The sequence below is a fragment of the Nonomuraea sp. NPDC052265 genome, from assembly GCF_044547985.1.
In the GTDB taxonomy this organism is placed as follows: Bacteria; Actinomycetota; Actinomycetes; order Streptosporangiales; family Streptosporangiaceae; genus Nonomuraea.
This window is the reverse complement of the sequence record NZ_JBIUBJ010000003.1, coordinates 368,382-380,689: the sequence shown is the minus strand read 5'-3', so window position 1 is coordinate 380,689 and position 12,308 is coordinate 368,382. Positions and strand designations below refer to the sequence as shown.

14 protein-coding genes are annotated in these 12,308 nt (G+C 72.3%); 3 read left to right on the top strand and 11 right to left on the bottom strand.

The window, feature by feature from the left end; all coding sequences use genetic code 11:
• Positions 1–9 precede the first annotated feature (9 nt).
• Together ACIHAD_RS11245 and ACIHAD_RS11240 are read right to left on the bottom strand one after the other, a co-directional pair.
• Entirely contained in the window at positions 10–1,788 is a 1,779-nt protein-coding gene (locus ACIHAD_RS11245) for an ABC transporter ATP-binding protein (RefSeq protein ID WP_397354223.1), read from the bottom strand.
• Positions 1,785–3,587, bottom strand: coding sequence for an ABC transporter ATP-binding protein (locus tag ACIHAD_RS11240; protein ID WP_397354653.1), 1,803 nt, complete (start codon positions 3,585–3,587; stop codon positions 1,785–1,787). Before ACIHAD_RS11240 ends, ACIHAD_RS11245 begins: the two co-directional genes overlap by 4 nt.
• A 117-nt stretch (positions 3,588–3,704) precedes the next feature.
• Between ACIHAD_RS11240 and ACIHAD_RS11235 the strand changes: the two genes are divergently transcribed.
• From ACIHAD_RS11235 to ACIHAD_RS11225, 3 genes are all read left to right on the top strand, one after another.
• Positions 3,705–4,337 carry a TIGR03085 family metal-binding protein gene (locus ACIHAD_RS11235; RefSeq protein ID WP_397354222.1) on the top strand — a complete coding sequence of 211 codons (633 nt, stop codon included), beginning with the start codon at positions 3,705–3,707 and terminating at the stop codon, positions 4,335–4,337.
• A gap of 163 nt (positions 4,338–4,500) precedes the next feature.
• Positions 4,501–4,662 carry a hypothetical protein gene (locus tag ACIHAD_RS11230; RefSeq protein WP_185844438.1) on the top strand — a complete coding sequence of 54 codons (162 nt, stop codon included), beginning with the start codon at positions 4,501–4,503 and terminating at the stop codon, positions 4,660–4,662.
• Positions 4,663–4,724: 62 nt separating this feature from the next.
• Positions 4,725–6,086 carry a glutamine synthetase family protein gene (locus ACIHAD_RS11225; protein ID WP_397354221.1) on the top strand — a complete coding sequence of 454 codons (1,362 nt, stop codon included), beginning with the start codon at positions 4,725–4,727 and terminating at the stop codon, positions 6,084–6,086.
• 41 nt (positions 6,087–6,127) lie between these two features.
• Here ACIHAD_RS11225 and hisF read toward each other — a convergent pair whose 3' ends face one another.
• The 9 genes from hisF to hisD are packed head-to-tail and all read right to left on the bottom strand — an operon-like array spanning position 6,128 to position 12,129.
• Positions 6,128–6,889, bottom strand: coding sequence for an imidazole glycerol phosphate synthase subunit HisF (gene hisF, locus ACIHAD_RS11220; RefSeq protein WP_352326355.1), 762 nt, complete (start codon positions 6,887–6,889; stop codon positions 6,128–6,130).
• Positions 6,886–7,275: a Rid family hydrolase gene (locus ACIHAD_RS11215; RefSeq protein WP_352326354.1), complete on the bottom strand. Its 390-nt coding sequence runs from the start codon at positions 7,273–7,275 to the stop codon at positions 6,886–6,888. Before ACIHAD_RS11215 ends, hisF begins: the two co-directional genes overlap by 4 nt.
• Before the next feature lie 32 nt (positions 7,276–7,307).
• Positions 7,308–8,030, bottom strand: coding sequence for a bifunctional 1-(5-phosphoribosyl)-5-((5-phosphoribosylamino)methylideneamino)imidazole-4-carboxamide isomerase/phosphoribosylanthranilate isomerase PriA (gene priA, locus ACIHAD_RS11210; RefSeq protein WP_397354220.1), 723 nt, complete (start codon positions 8,028–8,030; stop codon positions 7,308–7,310).
• Entirely contained in the window at positions 8,031–8,360 is a 330-nt protein-coding gene (locus ACIHAD_RS11205; protein WP_397354219.1) for a hypothetical protein, read from the bottom strand.
• Entirely contained in the window at positions 8,357–8,992 is a 636-nt protein-coding gene (gene hisH / locus ACIHAD_RS11200) for an imidazole glycerol phosphate synthase subunit HisH (RefSeq protein ID WP_397354218.1), read from the bottom strand. The genes ACIHAD_RS11205 and hisH overlap by 4 nt, the downstream gene beginning before the upstream one ends.
• On the bottom strand, positions 8,989–9,144 hold the full coding sequence (locus ACIHAD_RS11195; protein ID WP_397354217.1) for a hypothetical protein: 156 nt from the start codon (positions 9,142–9,144) through the stop codon (positions 8,989–8,991). Before ACIHAD_RS11195 ends, hisH begins: the two co-directional genes overlap by 4 nt.
• On the bottom strand, positions 9,141–9,734 hold the full coding sequence (gene hisB / locus ACIHAD_RS11190) for an imidazoleglycerol-phosphate dehydratase HisB (protein WP_397354216.1): 594 nt from the start codon (positions 9,732–9,734) through the stop codon (positions 9,141–9,143). Before hisB ends, ACIHAD_RS11195 begins: the two co-directional genes overlap by 4 nt.
• Complete coding sequence (locus ACIHAD_RS11185; protein WP_397354215.1) at positions 9,731–10,816, bottom strand: histidinol-phosphate transaminase; 1,086 nt, start codon at positions 10,814–10,816, stop codon at positions 9,731–9,733. The genes hisB and ACIHAD_RS11185 overlap by 4 nt, the downstream gene beginning before the upstream one ends.
• Entirely contained in the window at positions 10,813–12,129 is a 1,317-nt protein-coding gene (gene hisD, locus ACIHAD_RS11180) for a histidinol dehydrogenase (protein ID WP_397354214.1), read from the bottom strand. The genes ACIHAD_RS11185 and hisD overlap by 4 nt, the downstream gene beginning before the upstream one ends.
• Positions 12,130–12,308 lie beyond the last annotated feature (179 nt).

Here is a 12,308-nt window from a genome sequence, read left to right as displayed (position 1 = left end):
AGTGCGCCACTAGGAGTGCGCCGCCGAGACCCAGGAGGCGTGCAGGCCGGCGTAGACGCCGGGCTGGGCGACCAGCTCGGCGTGCGGGCCTCGCTGCACCAGGCGGCCGGCGTCGAACACCAGCACCTCGTCGGCGTTCTCCGCCGTCGAGAGCCGGTGGGCGATCGACACGGCGGTACGGCCCCTGGTGACGCCCTCCAGCGCGCGGGCCAGGCGCACCTCGGTGGCCGGGTCGACGGCCGAGGTGGCCTCGTCCAGCAGCAGCAGGTCGGGGTCGGCGAGGTAGGCGCGGGCCAGGGCGACGAGCTGCCGCTCCCCCGCCGACAGCGACTCGCCGCGCTGGCCGACGGGCGTGTCCAGGCCCGCGGGCAGGCCCTCGACCCAGTCGGCCAGGCCGAGCTCGGTCATCGCGAGCTGGATCTCCTCGCGGGTCGCCGGCGGCCTGCCGTACCGGACGTTCTCCTCCAGGGTGCCGTCGAACAGGAAGCCGTCCTGGGGGACCATGACGATGCGTTCGCGCAGGGAGGAGAAGCGCACGTCGCGCAGGTCGTGGCCGTCCACGGTGACGCGGCCCCCGACGGGGTCCATGAGCCGGGTCAGGAGCTTGGCGAACGTGGTCTTGCCCGACCCGGTCTCGCCCACGACGGCCACGCGCGAGCGCGGCGGGATCTCCAGCGAGACCTCGCACAGCACGGGCGGCCCGCCCGGGTAGGAGAAGTGCACGTCCTCGAAGGCCACCGAGATCGGCCCCCGGGGCAGCAGCACGCCCTTCTCGCCGGGGTCGGCGACGTCCGGCGGGGTGTCCAGGACGCCCAGGATGCGGCGGTAGCCGGCCACCGCGTTCTGGGCCTCGTTCAGCACCTCGGTGGCGGTCTGCAGCGGCGAGACGAACAGCGTGACCAGGAAGAGGAAGGCCACCAGCTTGCCCGCGGTGATCTCGCCGGACACGCCGAGCCTGACCCCGAGCAGCACGATCCCGGCGATGGCCAGCGCGGCCACGATCTCGGTCAGCGGGAAGACGAAGCCGACGATGGTCTGGGCCTTGATCTGCGCGGTCCTGTTGGCGTCCACGGCCTTGTCGATGCGCTCGGCGGTGCGCCGCTCGGAGGCGTAGGCCCTGATGACGGCGGCGCCGACGACGGACTCGCTGACCGCGGCGAGCATGTCGCCGGTGCGCTCGCGCACGGTCGTGTACGCCCGGGACAACAGCCGCTGGAAGCGCGGCAGCGCGATCACCAGCGGGACGAAGCACACCCACACCAGGAGCGTGAGCTGCCAGGAGTAGACCAGCATGAGCACGCTGGCCACGAAGAGCTGGCCGAACGCCACGATGATCATCAGCCCGCCCCACTGCATGAACGTGCTGATCTGGTCGATGTCGTTGGTGACCCGCGAGACCAGCGCGCCGCGCCGCTCGCTGTTCTGGGTGAGCACCGACAGGTCGTGCACGTGCCGGAACCCGCGGACGCGCAGGCTGGCCAGCGAGGACTCGGTGGCCTTGTACAGGCGCACGTTCATGATGTAGCCGGCCAGCGCGGTCAGCAGCACCGCCGCGGCGCACACCAGGACGGCCTGGGTGATGTACGGCAGATCCGGCGTGCCGCCCTTGATGCCGGTGTCGATCGTCTGCTGCACCGCGATCGGGACGATGATCTTGCCGATGGTCGCCACGACGGCCAGCCCCAGCGTGCCGGCCAGCCCTTTGCGGAACTCGGGGGTGAGCGACAGGCCGTGCCAGATGGTGGCCAGCGCGGACCGCTCGACGTTGCCCTGGAGCGCCTCGCTCATGCGCTGACCTCTTCCTCTTCCTCTTCGGCGTCCTGGGCCGGCGACAGGTCGATGGCGGCCCGTTCGGCCTCCTCGCGCTCGTAGGCGGTCACCAGGTTGCGGTATCCGGGGCAGCGTACGAGCAGTTCCTCGTGGGTCCCGCGGTCCTCGACCCGGCCGTGGTCGAGGTAGACCACCTCGTCGGCCAGGGCGATGGTGGCCATCCGGTAGGCGACGACCACGACGGTGGAGGCGTGGGCGGTGTCGCGCAGGCCGTGCAGGATCCTGGCCTCGACCTGGGGGTCCACGCTGGAGGTGGCGTCGTCCAGGATGAGCAGGCGCGGGCGGCGGACCACCGCGCGGGCCAGGGCGATGCGCTGGCGCTGGCCGCCGGACAGCGACGCGCCGCGCTCGCCGACGCGGGTGTCGAGGCCGTCGCCCAGGCGGCCGACGAAGCCGTCGGCCTGGGCCAGGCGCAGCGCCGCCCACACGTCCTCGTCGCCGGCGTCCAGGCCGAGCGCGACGTTGCCGCGTACGGTGTCGTCGAACAGGAACGTCTGCTGCGGCACCAGCGCGGCGGAGCCGGCGATGGCGCCGTAGGGCAGGTCGCGCACGTCCACGCCGTCGAGCAGCACCTGCCCGGAGGCGGGATCGACGAGCCGGACGAGGAGCTGGACCAGGGTCGACTTGCCCGACCCTGTCGGCCCCACGAGAGCCACGGTACGGCCCGGCGGCACGTCGAGGGTGACGTCGTGCAGCACCTCGGCCTGGCCGTAGGCGTACGACACACCGGCGACCTTCAGCTCGGCGGGCCCGGACGAGGCCGCCGGCGTGTCGCCGTAGTCCATGGAACCCTCGGCGTCGAGCACGGCCTGCACCCGCTGCCAGCCGACGACGCTGCGCGGCAGCTCGGCCAGCACCCAGCCCAGCGCCCTGATCGGGAAGGCCAGCAGCGTGAACAGGTAGGCGACCTGCACCAGGTCGCCGGAGTCGATCGAGCCGGTGGACAGGCGGAGCGCCCCGACCGCGAGCACGGCCAGCACGCCGATCGTGGGCAGCGCCTCCAGCATGGGGTCGAACAGGCCGCGCACCCGGCCGACGGCGATGTTGGCGTCGCGCAATTCGTGGGCGCGGCGGCGGAAGCGGTCGGTCTCCAGCTCCTCGCGGCCGAGGGTCTTGATGACCAGCGCGCCGTCGAAGCTCTCGTGGGCGATCTCGCTGACCTCCGCGCGCAGTTGCTGGGCGCGGGTGGCCAGGGGGCTGAGCCTGCGCTGGTAGATCAGGTTCAGCACGGCGATGGCCGGGAAGATCAGGAAGCCCACCAGCGCGAGCACGGGGTCGGTGAACACCATGGCGATGGCCGCGGTGAACAGCATGACCAGCACGCCGACGGCCATCGGCAGCGGCGCGAGCGGCGCCCAGGCGGCCTCGGCGTCGGCGCTGGCGTTGGACAGCAGCTGCCCGGTCGGGTGCCGGTGGTGCCAGGACAGGGGCAGCCGCAGGTACTGCTTGGTCACGTCCCTGCGCGACCTGGCCTGCATGCGGTACTGCACGACGCCGGCCAGGATGCGGCGTCCGGCCACGCCGATCGCCTTCAGCAGCGCAGTGCCGACGATGAGCAGCGCGCCGGTCCACAGGGCGCCGGCGGCGGTCTCACCCCGGTCGAAGGCGGGCAGTACCACGTTCTGCGTCGCCCAGCCCAGTGCCCAGGCTGAGGCGACGGTCATGCCGCCGTAGACCGCGCTGGCCAGCGCGGCCATCGCGAACACGGCTCTCTCCGTGCGAATGGCCACCCCAAGGACACGCAGCCCTTGACGCATGACGGCCGAGGTGACCTTGCTCGCCACTCCGTGTTTTTCCCTTCAAACGTCGATATTTCTATCTATGTCCCTATCACGTCAGATCAGCTCCTTATTCCCACAGGTAGGGTTGGCCGGGTGACTCACGCTCGTGGCGAACGCGCCGCGCTCTGCGACCTGTTCGACCGGCTCGGCCCCGGCGCGCCCACTTTGTGCGAGGGGTGGAACACCTACGACCTGGCCGCCCACCTCGTGCTGCGCGAGCGCCGGCCGGACGCCATGGGCGGCATCGGGATCGCCGCGCTGGCGGGTTACACCGCCTCGGTCCAGAACGGCCTGAAGGCCAGGCACCCCTACCCCGAGCTGGTGGGCATCGTGCGCCGGCCGGGCGGCGTCTACGGGCTGCTGCCCTTCCTCGACGACGCGGTCAACACGCTGGAGTTCTTCGTCCACCACGAGGACGTGCGCCGCGCCCAGCCCGGGTGGGAGCCCCGCGAGCTGCCGGCCGACCTCGACCGGCTCATCTGGAAGCGGGTGGCGGCGGGCGCCCGGCTCATGCTGCGCCGCTCGCCGGTACGGCTGGTGCTGCGCCGCGCCGACGGCCACGGGGCGGCGCTCGGCGGGGCGCGGGAGGGCACCAAGGTGCAGGTCACCGGCACGGCCCAGGAGCTGCTGCTGTTCTGCTTCGGCAGGCAGGCGCACGCCAGGGTGGAGCTGACCGGCGACGACGCGGCGGTGACCCGGGCAACCGAAGCCCGGCTCGGATTCTGACCGAAACCCTCGGCGCAGAAACCCCTCGTCTTAAACCTCCAGCCCGTACGATGGCACAGGAAAGAAGCCCCCCGGTTAGGATCTTGGACATCTTCACAGAAGATGACCGTGATCGCCCAGATCCGGGTATATACGGCTGGGAATGGACTGCAGGAGGCCCCCCATGCAGGTCAAGAAGGTGGCTACGTACGTTCTGGTGGCGTTCGTGGTCTTCTACCTGTTCACCCGGCCGGCCCAGGCGGCGGCCGCGGTCAACGGCGTGTTTGACGGAATTGTCCAAGGAGCCAACCAATTGGCGGTCTTCTTCACGAACGTTCTGACCTGATGTTCGCCTTCTGTCCGCGCTAGGTGCTTCCACGCGCTGACAGATCGTGTTACGCAGGCAGGATGAGAGATCGTCCCAGCGGAACCAAGATCAATCAGCTCGATCCACAGGCCCGGCGCGTCCTTGAGCGGGCCGAGCTTGAGGGCGTCGAGCTGATCCGTTTCCTGTACGCCGATCACGGTGGCGTGGTCCGTGGCAAGGCGGCGTCCCGGACCCGGCTGGCCGAACGGCTCAACTCGGGCATCGGGCACACGGTGGCCATGATGGCGATGAACATGCTCGACCAGCTCCAGGAGGTCGAGCACCTGGGTCCGGTGGGCGAGGTTCGTATTGTCCCCGACCCCGCCACGTTCGTCCCGTTGCCCCATGCGCCGGGCGCCGCCGCGATGTTGTCGGACCTGCGCCGGCCCGACGGCTCACCGTGGGAAGCCTGCGCACGGACGTTCCTCAAGGACGCCGTGGCGGAGCTGGCCGGCGACGGCTACCGGATCGAGGCGGCCTTCGAGCCCGAGTTCACGCTCGGCCGCCGCCTGCCCGACCCCGGTGGCGGCCCCGACCGGCTGGTGCCGCTCGACGACTCTCTCTGCTATGCCAACACCGGCTTCGACTCCGCGCACGACTACACGATCAAACTCATCCGCGCCCTGGAGACCCAGGGCCTGCGCGTCGAGCACTACCATCCCGAGCTCGGCCCCGGCCAGCAGGAGCTGTCGGTGCGCCACGCGCCCCCGCTTCGCGCCGCCGACAACCACGTGCTCTACCGGGAGACCGTGCGCGGCGTGGCGATGCGCATGTCGATGTGGGCCTCGCTGGCCCCCAAGCCCCTGGCCGACCAGGCCGGCAACGGCGCCCACCTGCACCTGTCGCTGTGGCGCGACACCCGGAACCTGTTCGCCGAGGACGGCGACGCGCGGGCCGGCTTCATCGGCGGCCTGATCGCCCACCTGCCCGCCCTGACCGCCCTGACCTGCGGCAGCGTCAACAGCTTCCGTCGGCTCGCGCCCCGCACGTGGTCCAGCGCGTACGCGGTCTACGGCCCCGACAACCGGGAGGCGGCCGTGCGCGTGTGCTCGCCGCTGGGCGAGAGCGGCGAGCCGAACCTGGAGCTGAAGCCGTCGGACTCCTCGGCCAACCCGTACCTGTCGCTCGGCGCGGTCATCCACGCCGGGCTCGACGGCATCCGGCGCAAGCTCGACCCGGGCGAGGCCGTGGACGTCGATCCCGACACCCGGCCCGGCCGCTACCCGCGCCTGCCCGGCTCGCTGGAGGAGGCGCTCGACGCGCTGGAGGCCGACGAGGTGCTGATGGAGGCGCTCGGGCCGCTGCGGCGCGGCGCGTACCTGGCGGTCAAGCGTTCGGAGGCGGCCGCGTTCGCCGCCCAGGACGCCTCCTACGAGCTCTTCCACCACATGCGGGTGTTCTGAACCGGCCGCCGGCCCCGCGCGGACGGGGCCGGCGGGCAGCCTCAGCGGACCGGGTGACCCGCCATCCGCAGCGTCTCCTTGACGTCGCCGATCTTCAGCGTGCCGAAGTGGAACACGCTCGCGGCCAGCACGGCGTCGGCCCCGGCCGCGATCGCCGGCGGGAAGTCCTCCAGCCGGCCGGCCCCGCCGCTGGCGATCACCGGCACCCGCACCGCCGCGCGCACCGCGTGCAGCAACTCCAGGTCGTAGCCGTCGAGGGTGCCGTCGCCGTCCATCGAGTTGAGCAGGATCTCGCCGACGCCCAGCTCCTCGCCGCGCGCCGACCACTCCACGGCGTCGATGCCCGTGCCGCGCCGGCCGCCGTGGGTGGTCACCTCGAACCCGCTGGGCATGCCCGGCGCCCGGCGGGCGTCGACCGACAACACCACGCACTGCGCGCCGAACCGCCGCGACGCCTCGGTCAGCAGCTCGGGCCTGGCGATGGCCGCCGTGTTCAGGGACACCTTGTCGGCCCCGGCCCGCAGCAGCCGGTTGACGTCGTCGACCGCGCGCACGCCGCCGCCCACGGTGAGCGGGATGAACACCTGCTCGGCGGTCCTGCGCACCACGTCGAGCATGGTCTCCCGCTCGCCCGACGACGCGGTGATGTCCAGGAAGGTCAGCTCGTCGGCGCCCTCCTCGTCGTAGCGCCTGGCCAGCTCGACCGGATCTCCCGCGTCGCGCATGTTCTCGAAGTTGACGCCCTTGACGACACGCCCGGCGTCGACGTCGAGACAGGGGATCACTCTTACCGCTACGGTCATGCTCGCAGTGCCTCGATTTCGATCTCGACCAGCATTCGAGGGTCGACCAGCCCGGCGACCCTCACTCCTGTGCAGGCGGGCCGCACGTGCCCGAAGACTTCGTAGATGGCCCGGCCGACGAGGTCGAAGTGGCGCTGCTCCACCACGTAGTAGCGGACCATGACGACGTCCTCGCGGGTCAGGCCGCCGACCTCGACGGCGTCCAGCGCGATGTCGATGGCGGTCAGGCTCTGCCGGTAGGCGTCGCCGACGTGGCGTACCTCGCCGTCGATCGTGGCCGTGCACCCGGACACGATCACCCGCTCCCCTACGACCACGGCGCGGGCGTAGCCGTACTTCTCCTCCCAGATGCCGCCCGAAAACACCCTCGGACCGGTGCTTTCCATGCTGACGCTCATTCCGCCCCCTCCCGGCGAAGCTAAACGCGTACCGCGGCCAGCGCGTCCTCAAGAGTGAACGCGTGAGCGTACAGGGCCCTGCCCACGATGGCTCCCTCCACTCCGTCCGGGACGAGAGAAGCCAGTGCCACCAGGTCGCCAAGACTGGACACTCCGCCACTGGCGATCACGGGCTTGTCGGTGCGTGCGCAGATCCGCCGGTAGAGGTCGAGATTGGGGCCCTGCAGCATGCCGTCCTTGGTCACGTCCGTGACGACGTAGCGGGGGCAGCCGTCGGCCTCCAGGCGGTCGAGCACCTCCCACAGGTCACCGCCCTCCTCCGTCCAGCCACGGGCGGCCAGCGTGGTGCCGCGCACGTCGAGGCCCACCGCGATCCGGTCGCCGTGCTCGGCGATGATCTTCCGGCACCAGTCGGGGTTCTCCAGGGCGGCGGTGCCGATGTTGACCCGGCGGCAGCCGGTGGCCAGGGCGGCGGCCAGCGACTCGTCGTCGCGGATGCCGCCGGACAGCTCCACGTCGACGTCGAGCTTGCCGATCACCTCGCTGATCAGCTCCTTGTTGGAGCCCCTGCCGAACGCGGCGTCGAGATCGACCAGATGGACCCACTCGGCGCCCGCCTGCTGCCAGGCCAGGGCCGCGGCGAGCGGCTCGCCGAAGCCGGTCTCGGTCCCGGCCTCCCCCTGGACGAGGCGTACGGCCTGGCCATCGGCCACGTCCACGGCGGGCAGCAATACGAGCGACATTCAGGTCCTCCGGTCGAAAGCGAGGGTCACGACAACGGGTGCGAGCAGCAGGGAGAAGACGAACACGGCGAGGCTCAGCGCCGGCGAGCCCCACACCAGCCACACGATCGCCTGCACGATCAGGAAGCCGAGCGCCACCGCGATGTTCTGGGCGCGGTGGCGGCGGGCGATCAGGCCGCCCTGCCGGGCGAACCTGACCGGGCGCGGGGTCAGGCGGGCGGCCAGCGCGCGGCGCCGGGCCCGGCGCGCCTGCCGCTCCTCGTTGATCCGGATCGCGCGCGCCCGCTCGGCCTCCCGCTCGGCCCGCCGGCGCGCCCGCTCCTTGCTCATACCGTCTCTAGCCAGTTCCTCAGCAGGGCGGCTCCGGCGTCGCCGGACTTCTCGGGGTGGAACTGGGTGGCCATGAGGGGGCCGTTCTCGGCGGCGGCCACGAACGGCACGCCGTGCTCGGCCCAGGTCACCACGGGTGCGGCGAAGCCCGGGTCGACCGGGTGGAGCTCCCACTCGCGCACGCCGTAGGAGTGCACGAAGTAGAAGCGGGTGGCGGCGTCGATCCCGGCGAACAGCACGCTGTCGGCGGGCGCCTTGACGGTGTTCCACCCCATGTGCGGCAGCACGGGCGCCTCCAGCCGCTCGACCGTGCCCGGCCATTCGCCGCAACCCTCGGTCTCGACACCGTGCTCGACGCCCCTGGCGAACAGGATCTGCATGCCGACGCAGATGCCCAGCACCGGACGCCCGCCGGCCAGGCGGCGGCCGATGACCCGGTCGCCGTGGACGCCCTTGAGCCCGGCCATGCAGGCCGCGAACGCGCCGACGCCCGGCACGACCAGCCCGTCGGCGTCGAGCGCCGCGTCGAAGTCGGCGGTCACGGTGACGTCCGCGCCCACCCTGGCCAGGGCCCGCTCGGCCGAGCGCAGGTTGCCCGAGCCGTAGTCGAGCACCACGATGTTCTTGCTCACCACCACAACACCCCCGCCGTGATCGCCATCGCCGCGCCGAGCGCGCAGCACGCGGCGCCCACCTTGAGCCCCTGCTTGACCAGCGAGAACACGCCTCCGGCCAGGAACAGCCCGAGGAACACCATCACGCCCGCGATGAGATTGTCGGTCACAGCACACCCTTGGTGCTCGGCACGCCCGAGGCGCGCGGGTCGGGCTCGGACGCCTCACGCAGCGCCCTGGCCAGCGCCTTGAACTGCGCCTCGACGATGTGATGGGCGTTGCGCCCGTACGGCACGTGGACGTGCAGGCAGATGGCCGCCTGGGCCACCAGCGACTCCAGGATGTGCCGGGTCATCGTCGTGTCGTAGTCGGGGCCGATCATCGGGGCCATGCCCTCGGGCTCGGTGTGCACGAGGTACGGCCGCCCGGACAGGTCGACCGTGACCTGGGCCAGCGACTCGTCCAGCGGGCAGGACGCGCTGCCGAACCGCCGGATGCCGGACTTGTCGCCCAGCGCCTGGCGGAAGGCCGCGCCCAGCGCCAGCGCGGTGTCCTCGATCGTGTGGTGGGCGTCGATGTGCAGGTCGCCCTCGGTCTTGACGGTCAGGTCGAACAGACCGTGCTTGCCGAGCTGGGCCAGCATGTGGTCGAAGAAGCCCACCCCGGTCGAGACATCGACCAGGCCGGTGCCGTCGAGGCCCACCTCGACCAGGACCGAGGTCTCCTTCGTTGCCCGCTCCACGCGCCCTACGCGACTCACAGAACCTCCTCCATCGCGGCGCGGAAGGCCGCCATCTCCTCGCCGGTGCCGATCGACACACGCAGCCATTCTGGCGGGCCCACCTCGCGGATGAGCACGCCGCGCGCCAGCAGCCCCTCCCACACCGCGCGCCGGTCGGGGAAACGCCCGAACAGCACGAAGTTGGCGTCGGAGTCGGCCACCGACAGCCCCTTGCCGCGCAACCACGCGACCGTCGCGTCGCGCTCCGCGCGCAGCGCGTCGACCGTGCCGAGCAGCTCCTCGCGGTGGCGCAGCGCGACCCGCGCGGCCGTCTGGGTGAGCGTGGACAGGTGGTACGGCAGCCGCACCAGCAGCAGCGCCTGCACCACGGCCGGATGCGCGGCCAGGTAGCCGAGACGCGTGCCGGCCATGGCGAACGCCTTGGACATCGTGCGGGTGACGATCAGCCTGGGGTGGCGCGGCAGCAGCGTCAGGGCCGACGGGGTGCCCTCGCGGGCGAACTCGGCGTAGGCCTCGTCGATCACCACCACGCCCGGCGCGGCGGCGAGCACGGCCTCGATCGTCGACAGCGGCTGCGCGGTGCCGGTCGGGTTGTTGGGCGAGGCCAGGAAGACGATGTCGGGCCGGTGCTCCTCGATCGCCGCGACGGCCTTGCCGGGGTCGAGGGAGAAGTCGTGCTCGCGGACGGCGCCGATCCACTCGGTGCTGGTGCCGGTGGTGAGGATCGGGTGCATCGAGTACGACGGCTCGAACCCGATCGCGGTGCGCCCGTGTCCGCCGAAGGCCTGGAGGATCTGCTGGAGCACCTCGTTGGAGCCGTTGGCCGCCCACACCTGCTCGGGGCTCAGCCCGTGGCCCAGGTAGGCGGCCAGCTCGGCGCGCAGCTCGGTGGCGTCGCGGTCGGGGTAGCGGTTGAGCTCGCCCGCGTTCGCGGCGACGGCCTCGGCCAGGTCGGCGACCAGCGCGGGCGAGGGCGGATAGGGGTTCTCGTTGGTGTTGAGCCGGACCGGCACGTCGATCTGCGGCGCGCCGTAGGGCGAGCGGCCCTTCAGGTCGTCGCGGATCGGCAGGTCGTCGAGCGTCACGTCGGCGGCATTCACTCTGACTCCGTGGGGACTCGCCAGTCGAAGCGGGCGCGGATCGCGGCGCCGTGCGCCGGCAGGTCTTCGGCGTCGGCCAGCACCGACACGTGGGCCGCCGCCCGAGCCAGGGCGTCGCGGGTGTAGTCGACGACGTGGATGCCGCGCAGGAACGACTGCACCGACAGCCCGCTGGAGTGGCAGGCGCAGCCGCCCGTGGGCAGCACGTGGTTGGACCCGGCGAGGTAGTCGCCGAGCGAGACCGGCGCGTAGGTGCCGACGAAGATCGCTCCGGCGTTGCGGACGCGGGCCGCGACCTCGGCCGCGTCGGCGGTGTGGATCTCCAGGTGCTCGGCCGCGTACGCGTCGAGGACCTTGACGCCGTCGTCGATCGAGGAGACCAGCACGATGCCCGACTGCCGGCCGCCCAGCGCCTCGGTGATGCGCTCGGAGTGGCGGGTGGCCGAGACCTGGCCCGGCAGCTCCTTCTCGACCGCCTCGGCCAGCTCGGGACTGGTGGTGACCAGGACGGCGGCGGCGATCGTGTCGTGCTCGGCCTGGCTGATCAGGTCGGCGGCGACGTGCACCGGGTCGGCGGTCTCGTCGGCCAGGATGGCGATCTCGGTGGGGCCGGCCTCGGAGTCGATGCCGATGCGGCCCTTGAGCAGGCGCTTGGCGGCGGCGACCCAGATGTTGCCGGGGCCGGTCACCATGGTCGCGGGCGGGCACTCCTCGGTGCCGTAGGCGAACATGGCCACGGCCTGCGCCCCGCCCACGGAGTAGACCTCCTCGACGCCGAGCAGCGCGCACGCGGCCAGGATGGTGGGGTGGGGCAGCCCGCCGAACTCCTTCTGGGCCGGGCTGGTGACCGCCAGCGAGGCGACGCCCGCCTCCTGGGCCGGGACGACGTTCATGACCACGCTGGAGGGATAGACGGCACGGCCGCCGGGCACGTAGAGGCCCACGCGGTCGACCGGCACCCAGCGCTCGGTCACCGTGCCGCCGGGCACGACCTGCGTGGTGACGTCGGAGCGGCGCTGGTCGCGGTGGACCAGCCGGGCCCGCCTGATCGACTCCTCCAGCGCGGCCCGGACCCGAGGGTCGAGCTCGTCGAGCGCCCGCCGGATCGCGTCGGCGGGGACGCGGGCGGAGGCGATCTCGACACCGTCGAACCTGGCGGTCAGCTCCCGTACGGCTGCCGCCCCGCGATGGCGCACGTCGTCGCAGATGGGCCGCACCTTCTCCAGGGCGGCCTCGACGTCGAGCTCGGCGCGTGGCAGCACGTCGCGCAGGTTCTCGGGGAGGGAACCGCGCATGTCAATACGGGAAATCACCCTGACAGTCTACGGAGTCCGGGCCCCGGATCCGGTTCTGTCCAGAATGCGGGACGCAGGTGAGGCGGGTTACGGGGGCCGCGGGGGCGGGGGGGGGCCCCCCCCCCCCCCCCCCCCCCCCCCCCCCCCCCCCCCCCCCCCCCCGGGGCCCCCCCCCCCGGCCCCCCCCCGGGGCGGGC